Source organism: Methylophaga muralis (genome assembly GCF_001720165.1).
GTDB lineage: Bacteria > Pseudomonadota > Gammaproteobacteria > Nitrosococcales > Methylophagaceae > Methylophaga > Methylophaga muralis.
Map to the genome: position 1 here is coordinate 16744 of NZ_MCRI01000026.1, position 18291 is coordinate 35034.

At 44.0% G+C, this 18291-nt stretch carries 15 protein-coding genes and 1 pseudogene; 4 read left to right on the forward strand and 12 right to left on the reverse strand.

Going from position 1 to position 18291, the window contains the following annotated elements; translation table 11 throughout:
• Positions 1-9: 9 nt before the first annotated feature.
• The 9 genes and pseudogenes from A9E74_RS10210 to A9E74_RS10245 form a co-directional block, all read right to left on the reverse strand.
• Positions 10-981, reverse strand: a complete 972-nt coding sequence (locus tag A9E74_RS10210; RefSeq protein ID WP_069296525.1) for a CobW family GTP-binding protein — start codon at positions 979-981, stop codon at positions 10-12.
• A gap of 114 nt (positions 982-1095) precedes the next feature.
• Positions 1096-1502: pseudogene (hisI, locus tag A9E74_RS10215) on the reverse strand (phosphoribosyl-AMP cyclohydrolase).
• A gap of 76 nt (positions 1503-1578) precedes the next feature.
• On the reverse strand, positions 1579-1764 hold the full coding sequence (locus A9E74_RS14075; protein WP_084003036.1) for a DUF1289 domain-containing protein: 186 nt from the start codon (positions 1762-1764) through the stop codon (positions 1579-1581).
• A 6-nt stretch (positions 1765-1770) separates the two neighbouring features.
• Positions 1771-2211, reverse strand: coding sequence for a hypothetical protein (locus tag A9E74_RS10220; protein ID WP_069296526.1), 441 nt, complete (start codon positions 2209-2211; stop codon positions 1771-1773).
• 121 nt (positions 2212-2332) lie between these two features.
• On the reverse strand, positions 2333-3115 hold the full coding sequence (locus tag A9E74_RS10225; protein ID WP_069296527.1) for an ABC transporter ATP-binding protein: 783 nt from the start codon (positions 3113-3115) through the stop codon (positions 2333-2335).
• On the reverse strand, positions 3112-4134 hold the full coding sequence (locus A9E74_RS10230; RefSeq protein WP_084003037.1) for a FecCD family ABC transporter permease: 1023 nt from the start codon (positions 4132-4134) through the stop codon (positions 3112-3114). The genes A9E74_RS10225 and A9E74_RS10230 overlap by 4 nt, the downstream gene beginning before the upstream one ends.
• The gene (locus tag A9E74_RS10235) at positions 4134-5099 is read right to left on the reverse strand and encodes an ABC transporter substrate-binding protein (RefSeq protein WP_084003039.1); all 966 of its coding nucleotides are present in this window, start codon (positions 5097-5099) and stop codon (positions 4134-4136) included. The genes A9E74_RS10230 and A9E74_RS10235 overlap by 1 nt, the downstream gene beginning before the upstream one ends.
• Positions 5100-5106: 7 nt before the next feature.
• On the reverse strand, positions 5107-7221 hold the full coding sequence (locus tag A9E74_RS10240) for a TonB-dependent receptor (protein WP_069296528.1): 2115 nt from the start codon (positions 7219-7221) through the stop codon (positions 5107-5109).
• A 9-nt stretch (positions 7222-7230) separates the two neighbouring features.
• Complete coding sequence (locus A9E74_RS10245; RefSeq protein ID WP_069296529.1) at positions 7231-8034, reverse strand: hypothetical protein; 804 nt, start codon at positions 8032-8034, stop codon at positions 7231-7233.
• A 473-nt stretch (positions 8035-8507) separates the two neighbouring features.
• Between A9E74_RS10245 and A9E74_RS10250 the strand changes: the two genes are divergently transcribed.
• Both A9E74_RS10250 and A9E74_RS10255 read left to right on the forward strand, forming a co-directional pair.
• Positions 8508-10247: an autotransporter family protein gene (locus tag A9E74_RS10250; RefSeq protein WP_069296530.1), complete on the forward strand. Its 1740-nt coding sequence runs from the start codon at positions 8508-8510 to the stop codon at positions 10245-10247.
• 5 nt (positions 10248-10252) lie between these two features.
• Positions 10253-11095, forward strand: a complete 843-nt coding sequence (locus A9E74_RS10255; RefSeq protein WP_141696798.1) for an alpha/beta hydrolase — start codon at positions 10253-10255, stop codon at positions 11093-11095.
• A 37-nt stretch (positions 11096-11132) separates the two neighbouring features.
• On the opposite strand, the gene trkA is transcribed toward A9E74_RS10255, so the two are convergent.
• Both trkA and A9E74_RS10265 read right to left on the reverse strand, forming a co-directional pair.
• On the reverse strand, positions 11133-12506 hold the full coding sequence (gene trkA, locus A9E74_RS10260; RefSeq protein ID WP_069296531.1) for a Trk system potassium transporter TrkA: 1374 nt from the start codon (positions 12504-12506) through the stop codon (positions 11133-11135).
• A gap of 16 nt (positions 12507-12522) precedes the next feature.
• Positions 12523-13968, reverse strand: coding sequence for a TrkH family potassium uptake protein (locus A9E74_RS10265; protein ID WP_069296532.1), 1446 nt, complete (start codon positions 13966-13968; stop codon positions 12523-12525).
• A 244-nt stretch (positions 13969-14212) separates the two neighbouring features.
• Between A9E74_RS10265 and A9E74_RS10270 the strand changes: the two genes are divergently transcribed.
• Both A9E74_RS10270 and A9E74_RS10275 read left to right on the forward strand, forming a co-directional pair.
• A complete protein-coding gene (locus A9E74_RS10270) occupies positions 14213-15709 on the forward strand; it encodes a sensor histidine kinase (protein ID WP_069296538.1) in 1497 nt (498 codons plus the stop codon).
• Between the two features lie 10 nt (positions 15710-15719).
• Complete coding sequence (locus tag A9E74_RS10275; RefSeq protein ID WP_069296533.1) at positions 15720-16397, forward strand: response regulator; 678 nt, start codon at positions 15720-15722, stop codon at positions 16395-16397.
• Positions 16398-16474: 77 nt separating this feature from the next.
• On the opposite strand, the gene gnd is transcribed toward A9E74_RS10275, so the two are convergent.
• Entirely contained in the window at positions 16475-17935 is a 1461-nt protein-coding gene (gene gnd, locus A9E74_RS10280; protein ID WP_084003038.1) for a decarboxylating NADP(+)-dependent phosphogluconate dehydrogenase, read from the reverse strand.
• Positions 17936-18291 lie beyond the last annotated feature (356 nt).

Below are 18291 nucleotides of genomic sequence, written 5' to 3' on the forward strand. Positions count from 1 at the left end.
TTCAAATGTTTATTCAACCACGCAAGACATTAAACCTTCCAAAATTATATCTTTCGGCAAATCATGGCCGATAAATACAAATTTACTTTGTCGGGTTTCGTTTTTACCCCAGGCGCTGCCAGCAGCACTACCTACCAACATATGTACACCTTGCACAATAATGCGGTGCGGCATTCCATCGACATTTAATACGCCTTTGTAACGCAATAACTGGGTACCAAATTTTTCGACAACAACGGCCAGTACTTCTTCCAGTCGATCCGGGTCTAATGCACGCTGTTCTGAAAAGACAAATGAAGCAATATGATCATCATGCGTGTGCGCATGCGCATCTTCATCCAGAAAGTCTGGTTCAATTTCCAGAATCGCATCCAGATTAAAGCCTTTAATATCCAGAATATTGTCAATATTGGTTTCACCATGAATGGCCTCACGGATACCGGCTTTAGGATTGATCTTCCGCAGCCGTCTATGCAGTTCCTCTAATTCTTCTGGGCTGACTAAATCAGATTTGGTGACCAAAATCCGATCAGCAAAACCCACCTGCTCCTGAGCTTCATGATGTTTATCAAGTTGTTCCGGAGCATGTTTGGCATCGACTGTGGTGACGATGGCATCCAATATAAAATTCTGCCTAATATCATCATCGACAAAAAATGTTTGAGCCACTGGGGCAGGATCAGCGAGGCCAGTGGTTTCAATGATGACTCTGTCAAACTTTACCCGACCATCGGCCTTTTTAGCTGCCAGTTCGTTGAGAATGCGGATAAGATCGCCACGCACTGTACAGCAGATGCAACCATTGTTCATTTCAATGATCTGTTCATCGCGATCCTGAACCAACAGTTCATTATCAATGCCCTCTTCACCAAACTCATTCTCAATGACAGCAATACGATGGCCGTGCTGAACGCTCAAGATATGGTTGATCAAAGTGGTCTTACCGCTGCCAAGATAACCAGTCAGTATAGTTACCGGGATTTGGACTTGGGTTTTGGCTTGAGTTTTAGCTTTGGCTTGGGGTTTGTTTTTTGTTTTTTTCTTGTTTTGGTCTTGGTTTTGCTCATAGGTCTTCCCTCAATAAAAATACTGTTGTTATTCGTTAATCGGTTCGCTGATGACAATCACGCGATCATCAATAATCTGATTGTAAAAACAGCTCATTCTTCCGGTATGACAAGCGGCTCCAGTTTGCTCGACCAACAACAGCACCGCATCGCCATCGCAATCCAATCGGATCGACTTGACGAGTTGTTGATGGCTGATGTTTCACCTTTCCGCCATAAACATTGTCGGGAGCGCGACCAATAACAGGCTTTGCCAGTGTCGATAGTTTCAAGCAATGCCTCCTGATTCATCCAGGCCAGCATCAATACCTCGCCGGTGTCATGTTGCTGGGCAATCGCATTGATTAATCCCTGGGTGTTCCAGGGCAACGTTGCAAGAACTTCTTTGAGATCCAAAGAAGTTCCAATAGCCGATTTTTCCAGTGTTTCAATCATGGCATGTCTCTTTGGTAATGTTGATACGATATATCAAATCTATCAAAAATAACAGATTTGCCTAAGGCAAAGTCCCTTACTTTTTATCAACCTTCATTTGACTCATCCTTTTTTTAAGGGAGTTTTGCAGCAAATTTTTGCTGTAAGGTTTCAGCTTTTTCCATTGCTGGCATTCTTCGCGTGTTCGACCACACCCGGTACACCACCCGTTGGGTCCGACGAATTCACAGATATCAATACAGGGGCTCTTTGGTGTTTTCATGATTTATCACGCAACTTTATTTAATGCTGCATCGATACTCGCTTCGAGCTGCCGTAGCCTGTTGAACTCTTCGAAAAGACGTAACTCTAGATTTTTGAAATTAAGGGGCAGTGTTCGCGAACAGATGTTATAGCCCTCACCAATCACGCTATAGCCCTTCCAATTTTTTATTCGGTCTGCCTCCAGCGCTAGAAATGCTTCAATAAAGCGCTGCTGTTGTGGGCAGTCTTCTTCTGCATGCATATGAACAGGGAATTCTTTTTTTTGCAGCTGAGGCGCTTCGATATAGGTTTCAAAATGGACGCCGCCCTGGTTCTGGTTATACCAGTTCTCTTTATAAAGCTGGAGATAAGGCCCCCGGTTATAAATATCCCAACCATCGTCAAACCAACTGGATTGCCTTAAATTTTGTTCGAGGTTACGAAATAGCTTTTTTATATCTTTCATTAACTTTTTTAATCCTCATAAAACGCATGGCCGTGGGTATAATTTTGCTTCTTCACCGTACGACCAGACGATAATCTTTTTCAGTTCAGTAGTTTCCAAGCGACGGGATTTAACTGGATAGTTAAACTGCTTTTAACAGAGTATTTTCCCTTGCTGGCTTCTCAGAATGAAAATGCGGGATCAATATGGTCTGCAAATCCATCGTTAAGCGTTGAAAATACACATCAAAATGCAGATCCAGTGCCGGCGACATAATGACACTTTGTGTAGCGTCATCTAATTGGATCTCACCGTTATTCAAAACAACAATACGATCAGCAAAACGTGTCGCAAGATTCAGATCATGCATCACCACAATCGCTGTTAGTCCCTCGGCAGTACGATCCTTGATGCGCTTTAACAGCTGTAATTGATGAGCAACATCTAGCGCCGCAGCAGGTTCATCTGCAAGCAAAATAGCGGGATGTGAAATTAATGATGCCGCCAGCAATACTCTTGCCTGCTCTCCACCTGACAACGTTTTGAATTGACGATCCAGCAGGTTTTCAATATCAAACTCCTGCAGAAAAGCAGCTGCAAAACTACTTGAATCGGCATGCAACTCAAGAATATCGCTGACTCGATAATCCCAATAAATTTCAGAACGTTGTGGCAGATAAGAAAGCTGCTCGGCAATTTCCGCTGAGGTCATTTTTTTAAGCAAACGACCAGCAAGTTTGATATCACCTTTTTCCGGTCTGTTTAAGCCCGAAAGCAGTTTAAGCAAAGTCGATTTTCCAGCGCCATTGGGCCCAACCAACGCCACGAATTGGCTTGTGGGTATAGCGAGATTGATATTGTGCAACAAGATCTTTTGTCCTGCTTTGACTTTTATGTTTTCTGCTTGAATCGTAAATTCACTCATCGACGTGCTTCCCGAATCAGGATAAATAAAAAGAATGGTGCACCTAACAACGCGGTTAGCAGACCCAGAGGGATTTCGGCGGGCGGCATTATTGAACGGGCGATGCCATCAAATACCATTAGAGCAGCACCGGAACCCAGCGCACTGAAGATCATCAGTCGATGATGACGTGGTCCCAACCACCAGCGCATCATATGTGGAATAACCAGCCCAATAAAACCAATCAGACCTCCCCATACCACCGCTAAAGCAGTCACTGCCGCCGCCACCAATACCGCTCGATGCATAAATTTTGAAACATCAAGTCCCATGCTTTTTGCCGCATCAGAACCCAAACCAAGAATATCCAAGCCTCTGGCCAGCCGCAGACAGCAGATAAATCCAGCCACGGTCAGCAACATAAATACAAAGAATTCCTGCCAGGTTGGTGTTTGAATAGCGCCCAATGTCCAGCTCACAATCACTTGTAAACTGACTGCATCGTCAGACAATGTCAGCATGATCAAACCACGAATCGCCGTTAGTAATGCAGCAATTGCCACACCCGCCAATATCAAACCAAAACCACTTTCAACTCTCGCTAATCGGGCCAGACTGACCACCAGCAGCGTGGTTAACCAGGCTCCGGCAAAAGCTAATAACGGTAATAAAAACGGCCCCGGTAATAACATCGGTAACATCAAAGCAATGGCAGCGCCAACCGAGGCACCACTGGCACTGCCTAACAGATGTGGCTCGGCAAGCGGATTACGAAACACGCCCTGAAAAATCACCCCCGCCATTCCCAGACAAGCGCCAACACAGAATGCTGTTAAAACACGTGGGATACGCCATTCCAAAATCAGTGTTCGCATCACCGAGTCGGGATTACTAAGCGTTTGCCAAAGTTCAATCGGACTAAGTAATTCAGAACCTAACCATGCAGAAAAAACAAAACACACTACAACGCCGATACTGATGGCCATTGCTGGAAAACGGGTGCTGATTGGTGACACGGGTTGTAAAACTTGCACGGCCATTAAACGCTTGCCCTGTCGGAAAATATTTGGGGGTGCAGTAACGGTGCCAGATACTTCACACCATCAATGATTCGAGGGCCCGGGATTAAAAATAACTCACGGGGCACCATAAAAACCCGATCATCACGAATCGCTTGGATATTCTGCCAGCCGGGACGTTTCTTAATACTGTCTACACTGCCCTCATTACGGGCAACCAAAATAACATCGGGGTTGGCGGCAATGATGGCTTCGCCGCTGACCTGATTGATATTATCAAGATCAGCAAATATCGATTCTGCCCCTGCCTGTAATAACGCGTCGTAGGTGTAGTGGCCTTTGCGGATCGTTGTAAAATTACCGCGATCATTCTGGCCGGTTTCAAAATACACTCTCGGACGTTGAACACCCTCCAGTTGCCTGTCGATCATGGTTAACCGACGCTGTAATTGTGCAACGACCTGATCCGCATGTTTTTCATTGCCCAGCACCCGGCCGAGCAAACTCAGGTTGCTGAAGATTTCTTGCAAATCACGATGTAAAAGCACCAAAACCGGCACACCAATAGTTTCCATGGGTTTAAGCAAGGTATTCACCGCTTGCCGGGCCGGTGTCATCACAATTAAATCGGGCTCTAACCGGGCGATGGCTTCAACTGAAAAACCAAGGCGTCCTCCGATAATGGTTCGTCCCTCTCGTATATCCGGTGGAAAACGGGTGAAATCTTCAATGCCCACAATCCGATTGGTTGCCCCTAGCGCATGAATTAGTTCGGTGTTACTGGCAAAAATCGAAACGATACGCTGTGGTGGTCGATCAAGTCTGACCTGCCGTCCCAATGCATCAGTGACCGTTATTGGTGAAAGAGAATGTGTATTACTGTTAGCCGTTAAAGGTATAAACGCCATCGCCAATATCCCGGCTTTAAGATACTGGCGACGGCTACCATCAAATGTAGCGCCTGCAGAATTTTTGTTTGGCTGCATCAGCACCCTAAAAGTCCAGCTTCAAACCGGCATACAGTTCCCGTCCTGGCATGCTGTTGCCGCGGCCACCACTGGAAAAAGCAGGGTCTGAAATATAGGGTGTTTTATTCAATGCGATAAATAATGGGTGCTCATTTTTATCCAGCAGATTATTAATACCGGCAAATAATTGCAGATTGTTGCTGAGCTGATAGCTGCCACGAAGATTCCATACCCAGAAGGCTGATTTTTTATGTACATAATCACGCGAGGACTCGGCGAGTGGACTCAGCAATCGTTCTTCTGTGTCATACCAGACCGGGCCTCTTAATATGCCGGTGAGATTCAACTCCCATTTATTCTGACTTACTACCGTACCGATACCGGCCTGATATTTGTAAATACGTTGGATGCGGTCGGTATTTAGCGTGTCGGGGGTACCCTTGTCACGCATATGAAAATGGTAACTGCCGTTGGCAAAAACCCGCCAGTTCATATCAGTCTGCAACAAGGAAGACAGGTTGGCTTCCAGCTGCAAATCAATGCCTTTCAGTTCAATTTCATCGGCATTATTTTCATAGGTACTGCGCCCATCTGCTGTAGGACGGGAAGTAATACGATCACTGATACGATTATCAAAAACCGCAATATCGCTGAACAACCAATTATTGGAAAATGACAGGCCAACTTCAAGCTGTTGATTGGTTTCATTATCCAGATTAGGATTACCAATAATTTGCGAGCCCCCAAATGTCTCAAAATCAGCGGCCAGTTCAGTGGCGGTCGGTGCCCGGAAACCTGTTGCATAACCGGTTCTGAGTTTTACCTGATCAGTAAGCCTATAAGCAGCCCCAAAACTATGGGTAAATTCTTCATAGTTTTCTGAACTCTTTATCAGATCCAGCCCTTTGGTCGGTTGCAGCGTCGTTTTACCATCGGTATAACGACCACCGGCTCTGAGCGTCAGCCGATCATTAAACACCGTTTGAATAACTTCGCCCCATAGTGCGCCGACACGTTCATCCTGATCATTATCGTAAGGTGCTGCTCTAACGGTTTGGCCATTGCTTCTTAATGTATTCAGCCGATCATTTCGCAGTTCACTGTATTCCAGATCTGCGCCTATTCTGACTTCTGTTGTTTGAGTGGCATTCCACTCCGTCAGCAATCGCAGGCCATAAATATCCAATACACGTTCATTATCCAGTTTGAGGAATGTGCGGTTCTCCCAATTAAAATGATCCACATCCCTGACAATATAGGCATGTGCATTCCAGGCCAGATCACCTGTAGGGTTTTGTCCGTCATAGATAAAATCAATTGAGTGGTTCTTGCGATCCTCATCACCTTCCGGTGACCAGCTTGAGCCTCTGAATCCAGCGTTGTAAATTCCATCCGTACGCAGCGTCAGGTCAAAACGATGAAAATCATTTACATCCAGACCAGCGGCCACTAAGGCGCTGCGTCTTTCCCACGCTGTGTTATGCATGGTTTCCTTACTGCCCCTGCCCGAATCGTAATCATCACGTTCACTGGCACCTAAGCCAAAATAGAAATCAGCGTTTTCACCTTGATAGGCGGTGTGAGCATGGCCCTGTTTTAATGACCATGAGCCACCGGAGAGATTAATACTGCTACCCGTTGTATTACTGCCATTACGAGTAATAATATTTATTACCCCGCCCATTGCCTGACTGCCATAAGCTACAGAGGCAGGGCCTCTTATAATCTCAATACGGGATACATCACCTAAGCTGAGTTTGGAAATATTGGCTGTACCAGCACGGCGACCATTCACTAAAACTAGGGTTTGACTGCGAAAGTCACGGCCCTGTCCATCGGTTGCACCGCCACGAATATTGATAGAGGTTTGAGCCGGTGTCCATTCACTGAAAAATCCCACTGCATTTTCTGCTAATAAGTCAGTTACCGAACGTGCTGATGAACGTCTTATCTTGTCTTCTGAAATGACCTGAATGGTGGTGGTGACTTTATTAAGTGTTTCGCTGCGACCTGATGTAGTCACAATCATTTCATCCAGATTCATCACAGAGGCTTCTTGCTGCGCCTCTACTAATGGACTATGTAATATCATCATAGTCATTGAAGCATAATAAACCGGGGCTAGACGTTTCACTTTCATTTAGGTTCCTTAATTAAATTTCCAGATAAGCACAGCACTCTTTTTTGCCGCTGACGCAAAAAACTGCTCCCCTTCTTGTTGAAGATGAAGCGTTAAATAATTGGCTATTGCTTGTGCTTTTTCAGGGTCAGCAGTGGCATTAAAATTGTGTTGAAAATACTGATCTGCTTCCTCATGTGTCGAAAAGTCCTGGCGAAAGGTCCAATCCACTGTGAGGATTTGATGCGGCTGCATTGACTCATCAAGTTCATCAACAATCGTCTCTAAACTTGAACCCACCGCTTCGCCGTGAAGTTCTGGGGATAAAAAGCCGCTTAAACATTTACCCCGCGGACCATCCTGGGCTGGCACTATCCAGATCATCAAATCCTTGGTGTAGTTTCGCTGCCAATGCCAGAACGATTTTGTGTCATAGACCGGGCCACTGGTATTAGCCGCCAGAGAGGTCTTGTGAGGTTTTATTTCATTTGCTGTTAATCGTTGCCAGCTGGATTGCATCACGCTGAGCTGATAAGACCATTTCGCCGCATGGCTGGTTAAATAACTGGCTAAAAAATGGTTAGGTTCTATTGCAGTCCACAGCGCATTGTCAGCAATAATCCGGCGACTGACGGTACCGACACCAGCGCCAATATCAAGCAGATTAGTTTGGGTTCCAATTACCTCAAGCAGACTTGCCCCCACTTTTTCAGCGTAATCAGACTGCTCAATTCCCTTAAGATAAAAGGCTGCCTGATGATCATCCCAAATTGGGGACTCACTATTTGATAAATCTATCGTTGCAGCAACTGCCCGCTGATTTTGATTTGACATATTGGCCTTCGATTCGTCACATAAAATATATGATATATCATATCATTTACCATTCAACAAATTTGTTTGTTAAAAAGTCAAAGACAATCTTTTTGATTAAGGATTATTTACCTGCTTACGTTGTTATGGGTCATTAAATGCGTTTGTAGAACAACATGTGAAAGGGCAAGAGCTGTTTACCGCAAATTTCACGTGTAGCTAAAAAATAGTACTAATTCACATGGAAAAGTTCAGGCTGGTTAATTACAAAAATAGCATTATGAATTGCCTTTATAGGCATAATATCCATATAAAAAACATGGGATTATATTTTTCTTTTACCCCTCCTAATAAAAATTTTCATTCATCACTAATTAAGTTTTATAAAAAGCCGATATAACGATTGTCTCGGAAAAACAGATGTGATTATAGTTCGCCGTTTTCTGACTCATTTCATTTTATTTCGGCCAATTTAAGAAGTCCTCGGGGGGAATATGCAGCGTTTTAAATTAAATTATCTACTTAGTGCGATGACTATCGCTTATGCATCTGCTGCTATTGCCGAAACGGATGTTTTTTATTATGACCTTTCAACGGGCCGAACAACTTTTGATAATCGCGTCACTGGGGCGGGCGGCAGTGTTAGTACGGACAAACTAACGGGCTTAGTCGGTGGTACAGATACTTGGGCACGCTCTGCATTTACTATCACTACACCTACTAATCGAAATGTTAACCAATATTTCTTAAATTCCAGTGTTGCTGATAACGATGGCTTTGGCATTCAAATGACCGCAGCCACATTGGGTACCAATACACCCGGCACACTTTCAGCGTCAGGCATGTCATTTACTTTTAACAATGCAGTAAATGCCTTTGCTGTTGAATTAGGTGATTGGGCTACATGCTGTTATCCCACAGCGCTGTATATAAGTTTCGATGATGGCACGCCTATACTTGTTGGTTCGGCCAGTTCCTCTGCAGATAACCCCGGTTTCATCGACGGGAAAACTACCTTCATCGGTGCCATTGATGATAGCGGCACCTTCACCAAAGTGACTTTCTGGGGGGAAGCACAAAGTGGTGATGTGCTCTATGGTGGTGGGGTCATTCGCTGGGCATTGCTCCGTATCGGTGCTTTATCAGGCAATTTAGTCACCGAGTCAGTCCTGGGTTTAAATAATTCCAATGCACTTGGCGCAGCCAAAATTATTGATGAAAATCCCAATCTGGCTAATTTGTTTGGCGGGATAACCAATCAACAAAGTCTTTCCGATGCAGCTACGCAAACCCTTCCGTTGCTTCAATCAAATTACACTCAGGCTTTGAAAACATCGTTAAACGAAATCAATAATATTGTCGAATCAAGACAGCTTGGCGCTTCATCTGGGGATTTGTTTGAAGTTGATAAAAACTTCTGGTTTAAACCTTTTGCATCCTGGGCCAGCCAAGATGATAAACAAGGCATCTCCGGCTATGATGCTAATACCTACGGGATTGTTGCTGGCCTTGATAGAGAGTTTGCCAATGACATTCGCCTTGGTGTTGCCCTTTCTTATGCTCGCAGCGATGTCGATGGCAATTCACGCGTCGCGAGACATTCTGTAGATGTTGATACTTATCGTTTATCTTTCTATGGCAATAAATATTTGAATACTGGAACCAATGTGTTTTTCCAGGCAGATATTGGCCGCCACGATAATCAGGGTAAACGTCAAATCGCTTTTACAAATTCGATTGCCAGAGCTGATTTCGACAGCTGGAGCTCACATATCGGAGCCGGTGCGGCGCATCCCATTGCCCTTTCCGAAAAAGTGACTTTTACACCATCTCTTCGTGCAGACTACACTCATATACGTGACGAATCATACCGAGAAAAAGGTGCAGGCTTGTTAAACCTTGATGTGGACAGCAACGAGTCTGAAGCATTTGTATTATCGATCGATGGTAAATTGTCAAAAGATATTGCCGAAAATGCCAGTGTGTATATCAACGGTGGTGTGGATTACGATTTGATTAACGATGATTCCCGTATAAATGCGGCATTTGCTGGTGCGCCCACTGCCAGTTTCCGTACTGATGGAATCAAGCAAAAACCCTGGGGTGGTCATGTAGGTGTTGGTGTTGTTGGTGCAGTGACAGAAAACTTAACGGTCACAGCAGGTTTATCAGCAGAATTTAAAGAAGGTTACGACAACAAAACGGCAAGCGCGAAATTTAATTGGAATTTCTAATAGTCATGCACAAAAGCAAAACGATGATTCTGTTTGGAATCATCGTTTTGCTTTTAAACGCTTGTTCCACTGTTCCATCGGGCTCTGACAGGACTAATTCGGCTTTACATAAAGCCGAAATGTATGGCTGGAAAGCACTGGAAATTGATGCGGGTGACTTCAGATTATTATCATTACTTCCAGAAGTTCAACCCTCAGGTGAATCACTAACCGTATTTATTGAAGGTGATGGACTCGCCTGGTTATCCCGCTCAAAACCCTCATTTGACCCAACTCCCATCAACCCGGTCAGTCTCAATCTTGCTCTGCAGGCTCGAACCAATACGGCCATCGCCTATCTTGCCCGACCGTGTCAGTATCTTATCGAGAAAAATGCGAATTGCCGTCAAAAATACTGGACATCACACCGGTTTGCGCCAGAAGTGATTGAGGCCGAAAGCATTGCATTGGATAAACTTAAAATAGCTACTGGAACATCCACACTCAGGCTAGTTGGTTACTCGGGTGGTGGCGCTGTTGCGAGCTTACTTGCTGCATATCGAGATGATGTTTCCGAACTAATCACGATAGCTGGCAATCTGGATCATCACACCTGGACGACGCAACTTGGTTTGAGTCCATTAAGCGGTTCTCTCAATCCACTGGATGTTCAACAGCAGATAGCACAAATCCCACAACTGCATCTTATCGGAGAGAAAGATCAGATCATGCCCGCCCGCATAGTGAAACGTTTTATTGATAACGCATCCCCCAACACTTTGATAAAAATTGTTCCCGGTGCTGATCATCATTGTTGTTGGGAAACTGAACTTAATGCATTTTTACTTTTCGATAAACGTATTAACTAAGTCGTCCATTCATTTTTTGTAAACCGTAAAAATTGATTTACAGAAACTCAAATCCCACTTGAAAAAGTTTTTCAACATCATCGACATCCTGCTGTTCTGTCAGAAAGATTACAAGGTGATCACCGGTTTCAATTACGATATTTTTTTCGGCAAACAAAATCTTGTCTTTACGTAAGATTGCCCCGACAGTAGCACTTTTAGGCAACTTCAATTCTGCCAGGGTTCTACCGACTACTTTAGACGTCTGTTTATCGCCGTGCGCCACAATCTCAATGGCTTCTGCAGCTCCCTGTCTTAAGGAATGCACAGTGATGACATCCCCACGGCGAATATGGGCCAACAAGGTACCAATGGTGATTTGTGCTGGTGATACTGCGATATCAATACTGGTGCCTTCTACCAGCTCAACATGGCTGGCTTTACTGATAATTGAGAAGGTTTTACGCGCCCCCAAACGCTTGGCGAGCATCGCTGAAAGTATATTGGCTTCATCATCATTGGTGACTGCACAGAACACATCGGTTTTATGAATGTTTTCTTCTTTAAGCAGATTGGCATCGCCGACATCACCATGCAATACGAGCGTTTTATGCAGATCTTCAGCAATAATCCGTGCACGAGTTTCATTATGTTCAATAATTTTAACGTTATGTGATTTTTCCAATCGCTGTGCCAGTTGTTTGCCGATCTGCCCTCCGCCGGCAATAAAAATACGTTGATATGGCTGATAATCTTTTTTGAATACTTTTACCAGCTCACTGATTTGATGTTTTTCGGCCAGAAAAAAAACTTCATCATCTGCTTGGAGAGTAATTTTTCCTCCCGGTGGAATCGCACTCTCATTACGAAAGATAGCGGCGATACGCATTTGTACTTTGGGCAATATGTCGAGTAAGTCATGGATAGCTTTACCATCCATAATGCTTTCAGCATCGACTTTGACAGCGACCAAGCGCGCGCGGTCGCCGAAAAAGGTCAATACCTGCAGAACTTCAGGTTGTTCTATTAGATGAGTAATGTAATCAGTGACTAGTTGTTCTGGGCTGATAATGACATCAATTGGCACGGCATCCAGGGCAAATAACGCCGGATAAGCCAGATAATCTGTGGCTCGAATACGCGCCAGTTTTTTTGGCGTATTAAACAATGAGCTGGCAATCTGACAGGCAATCATATTGATCTCATCATTATGCGTCACCGCTATCAGCATATCGGTATCTTTAATACCAGCCTTTAGCAATGTACTTGGATGAGCAGCATGTCCAACTACTGTACGAATATCCAGATGCTCTTGAAGGCGCTCCAGCAATGCAGGGTTTTGATCAATGACCGTCACATCATTACCTTCATTGGCCAAACTTTCAGCCGTTGAACCGCCTACTTGTCCCGCACCTAAAATAATTATTTTCATCTGCTAAACCTCTTTGTTAGTTACGCCAATAGGCTGGCAGAAATAAGATTAATAAGGTGAATACTTCCAGGCGACCGACCAGCATGGCAAATATCCCCAGCCATTTCACCGTAGCATCAACAGTGGCAAAATTCGACGCCACCTCTCCTAAACCCGGTCCCAATAAATTGATCGTTGCGACCACCGCCCCAAATGCTGAAACCAAATCCAAACCCGCAGCCATCATGGCTACGGTAAGCAGTAATGCTGTGACAATATAAAGTACATAGAAGCCCCAAATCGCAAACAATACTGTCTCAGATACCGGCCGCTTGCCCAACTTGACCACTGATACCGCTCGCGGATGCACCAATAACTCAAGTTGTCGTAAACCCAGTTTCGCTAACAACATCACTCGCATAACTTTGATGCCACCAGAAGTGGATCCGGCGCAGCCACCGATAAATGACAAAATGACCAAAATTAACGGGATATGTAATGGCCACTCTGCAAAAACAGCGGTACCAAATCCGGTACTAGTCATAATGGAAGCGACCTGGAATGCAGCATAACGAAAAGCTTCCCATCCCCCGGCATAAGCGCCAGAAAAATACAGGCTGATCGCGATAAATACACTGGCGAAGACAAATAACAAACCGAAGGTTCGCACTTCAGGATCTTCTGCGTAAGGAGACATTAATCTATGTCTCAACACCAGAAAATGCACCGCAAAATTGATCCCTCCGGCCAACATAAATACGATGGCAATTGCTTCAATCAAAGGGCTATTGAAATAACCGATGCTATCATCATGAGTGGAAAAGCCACCTGTTGCCACGGTGGTAAAGGCATGCCCAATCGCATCAAACAAACTCATACCTGCGAACCAGTAAGCTAATGCACAACTTACCGTGAGCAACACATAAATAATCCATAAAGATCGTGCCGTTTCGGCGATACGCGGGGTTAATTTTTCATTTTTAGCCACCCCTGAGGTTTCCGCGCGATACAACTGCATCCCACCTACTCCCAATAAAGGCAGAATCGCAACAGCCAAAACGATAATGCCCATGCCGCCCAACCATTGGATTTGCTGGCGGTGATAGAGAATGGATTGTGGTAACTGATCCAAACCAACGATGACGGTCGCACCAGTAGTGGTGAAGCCGGAAATTGATTCAAACACAGCATCGGTGAAATCAAGGTGCAAACTTAGATAAAACGGTAACGCACCCACCAATCCAAGTAAAAACCAGAATAACGTGACCACCAAAAAACCATCGCGTACAGATAGCTCTTGCCGTTGATAGTAATTACCTAACCAAAAAGTCAATCCAACCAAAAAAACGATCAGACTGGAACCGATAAAGGTTATCCACTGTGCATCGTTATAGATCCAAGACACAACTAAAGATGGCAAAAAACTGAGGCTGTAAAACATCAGTAACAAGCCAAACAGTCGAATAATGGGGCGCCAATGCATTAGACAGCCGCCTTAATCAGATATGCCCGCTGATAAATACGCTGTAACTTATGCTTTTCATACCCAGAACTAAAACACGGCATCACGTTATCCATCCAAAACATTTATCTTGGGTGGATTATTCGGCTCATGCGGTTCAAAGTCAGCTAAAAAAAAGATAAAAATTTTATAAAAATTTTACTTTTTTAATAACGAAATATTGTTAAAACTGACATCAAATCTATTAACCAAAAGCGAAGCAGCTATGCGTTATTTACCAACCAACACTTCTATCAAACCGTATCTGCTGGCCATTGGGTTGATCATAGTCGTCGTACTGTTTGCTCAAGTGCTCAATCGCTATCTGCCCTATACCAGTCTTTTGTTATTGTTTCTGGCAGGTGTGTTGCTGGTATCTGCAAAAACCAGTATTGGTCCCGCGTTGTTAAGCAGCTTATTAAGTTTTTTGAGTTTCAATTACTTTTTCACCGAACCTTATTACAGTTTTAATATGCTGCATAAAGTAGATGTCGCCACGCTGATTATCTTTCTGATGGTGGCACTGATGACAGCGCATTTAGCTACGCAAATGCGTGAAGCGATAGCAAAGCAAGAAATAGCATTAAACCGTCTATCGCATTTTTATGAATTCAGCCAAACGTTATCGTCGGCGACCAACACGGAATCTTCTATCGAAATTCTAAAGCAGGCTTTACACCGTGTTTTATCTAACGATGGTCACGTGGAAATTGCCACCCTACAGGATTCGCAATTGATTTTGCACTCAACACAATTTACCAGCGGTCATCCTGGTGAAGAGCTGTTTAAACATATGTTTTCCAAAGCGTTAAAAACAGAGTTTTGGCATAAAGGCTGGTTATTTTTTCCCTTGAGTTGGGATGGCAAGCAGCTTGGTCTGGTGGCGATTAATGAACGGATCAATGACAAGCAAATCGCTGCAATTCAAACTTTCTGCCAACTTACCGCTGTGGTTTTACAACGGACAAATCTGGTGGATGAATTAGCACAAACCAAACTAATCGCAGAAACTGAACAACTAAGAGCCACATTACTGTCATCTGTGTCGCACGATTTACGTACACCACTCTCTTCGATTATTGGTGCAAGTTCATCTTTACGCGAATACTCCCCGCAATTATCAATCAATGATCAGCAATTATTGCTACAGACCATTGAAGACGAAGCGCACCGGCTAGATCGTCACATTCAAAATCTACTGGATATGACGCGTTTGAGTCAGGGAAAGCTCAATCTAAATAGACAATGGATAGATATTGATGATCTGATTAATGGTGCGATAAGCCGTTTCGGGCATCAATTAGATAATGTCGAGCTAAAGCTCAAATTAGCCGAAGATACCCCGATGCTCTATGTGCAGGGACTGCTTATCGAACAAGCTATTTTTAATCTGCTGGATAACGCCATTCAACATCATGCTACCGAACTGAAAATAAGTTTGAATGTGCATCATGATAGCGAATGGATCACGCTGGACATCATTGATAATGGTCCTGGTATACCTGAATCTGAAAAAGAAAAAGTGTTTGATATGTTTTACAGTCTAGCTCAAGGAGATCGCCATGCATCCAACACACCCGGAACAGGCATGGGACTGGCAATTTGTCGCGGCATGGTGGAAGCCCATGATGGTCGGGTTATGGCGTTGGACAGTCCCTCAGGTCAAGGCACAATGATGCGGGTCAAGCTGCCAATCACACCTTTGAACACTGTTACCTATTAAGCATTCACCTATGGCAACCATATTACTTATTGAAGACGAAGCCCAGATTAAGAAATTTTTAAGAATCAGTCTTGAAGCACATGATTATCAGGTGCTTGAAACCAGGTTGGGTGAACAAGGTTTAGCCATGTTAGTTGAGCAGCAGATTGATTTACTTATTCTGGATCTAGGGTTGCCAGATATGGATGGCCAGGATGTAATTAAAGCCCTACGGAAGTGGTCTCAAATCCCAATTATTGTGCTATCGGTTCGATCCAGCGAAGAAGAAAAAGTGCAGGCCCTGGACGCCGGTGCCAATGATTATGTCACTAAACCATTTGGCATCAGTGAGCTGATGGCCCGTGTTAGAGCATTACTGAGGATAAATGACAACACAGTGGCTACAAGCAGTAAGCGCGAGGTAAATGGACTGTATATCGATCTCGCCGAATATCAGGTCAAACTAGATAATCAACTGATCCATTTATCACGCAAAGAATTTGAGTTGCTTCGGTTACTTACAGAGCAGCCCGGGCATATTCTGACGCATCGTTATCTGACTCAAACCATCTGGGGCGAGAGTTTTGTTGATGAAACGCATTATCTGCGTGTTTTGGTGCGTCAGCTTCGTCACAAACTCGGTGAAGAAACTATTCAGCCAAGATTTATTGAAACCGTGCAAGGCGTAGGTTATCGCTTTAAAGTTTGACCTTATCCATACACTCAACATTGAATATCACCCCAGCGATATGAAAGAAGATCATATCGCTGGGATATCAGATAACTTTAAACGTCGTAATTGCTAGCCGAAACCTTTCCACCGCGGCCTGTCCAATTAGTATGGAAAAACTCTCCTCTTGGTTTATCGAGACGCTCGTAGGTATGAGCACCAAAATAATCGCGTTGGGCCTGTAACAGGTTTGCTGGCAGGCGTTTACTGCGATAGCCATCATAAAATGACAATGCACTGCTGAACGTCGGCACCGGCACACCGATTTCGATAGCTTGAACGACTGCTTTTCTCCAGCCTGGCAATGCTTCGGTAATGGCATCGATAAAGAACTCGTCCAGCAACAAGTTTTGCAACTTTGGATTACGTTCAAACGCATCACGGATTTTCGATAAGAACTGGCTGCGAATAATACAGCCGCCACGCCACATCATAGCAATGCCGCCATAATTCAGTTCCCAACCATAGGTTGCTGCCGCTTCACGCATCAACATGTAACCCTGCGCATAGGAAATAATTTTTGATGCATATAAAGCGTCACGAATGGCATCAATCATTTCGCGTTTATCACCACTAAAAGGTGCTGCTTTAGCTGGTAATACCTGTGATGCCGTTACCCGTTCATCTTTCAACGCCGACAAACAGCGGGCAAATACTGCTTCGCCAATCAAAGTAAGTGGTGTACCCAAATCCAGGGCATTCATCCCAGTCCATTTACCAGTGCCCTTTTGACCAGCTGTGTCCAGGATGTGATCGATCAACAAACTGCCATCAGGTTCTTTTACACTCAGAATGTCACGAGTGATTTCAATCAGGTAAGAATCTAAAACGCCTTCATTCCACTCTGCAAATACTTGCTGGATCTCGTCGCCCGACATACCCATGCCTTCACGCATCATTTGATATGCCTCACAAATCAGCTGCATATCGCCATATTCAATGCCGTTATGCACCATCTTCACATAGTGACCAGCTCCATCGTTTCCGACCCAGTCACAACACGGTTCACCGTCTACCTGAGCAGAGATGGATTGAAAGATCTCTTTTACTGCCGGCCAGGCAGCCTTGTTTCCGCCGGGCATTAACGAAGGTCCATGACGAGCACCTTCTTCACCACCGGATACACCGCTGCCTATAAACAAAATGCCTTGTTTGTGCAGTTCATGAGTTCGCCGATCACTGTCATTAAACAATGAGTTGCCACCATCGATAATGATGTCGCCTTTTTCCAGATAAGGTAAAAGTTGCTGGATAAAGCTATCAACAACCTCTCCTGCCTTAACCATCAACATTACTCTGCGTGGTTTTTGCAGAGAATCGGCAAATGTTTTTAAGTCATGACAGGCAATAATCTGACTATCCTTTGCTGGACCTTGCATGAACTCATCTACCTTACTGGCTGTCCGATTATATACTGCAACTTTAAAGCCTTTATCATGAATGTTTAATGCGAGGTTTTGCCCCATTACTGCAAGCCCGACAATACCAATATCTGCCATTTGAGTGACTGTGTTCATCTGATTAAGCCTTAAGTTAAATATCGAGAAATTTTGTTCGTTGATAGTCGTCACGATACTGAACGGACATTAATCTGTAAAACAGGTAATTCATGTAAATATAATCGTTTAAACGATTTATAAACGTTTTGACAAAGTACTCTTACTGCCACTTTTTATTACTTTTTTGTGACGCAGTTAACATTTATTAAACTTTTACTGCGCAAATATGTGACACAGTTAACACTTTTTACACCATTTGATGTCTTTAATTGAAATTATTAAGAAATAAACGCTATAAATTTAGACTATAAGCCATTGTAAACAAAGGGATTTAGGATTTTTCTGAGGCTTACAAGGGAACATTTTCCGCTAAG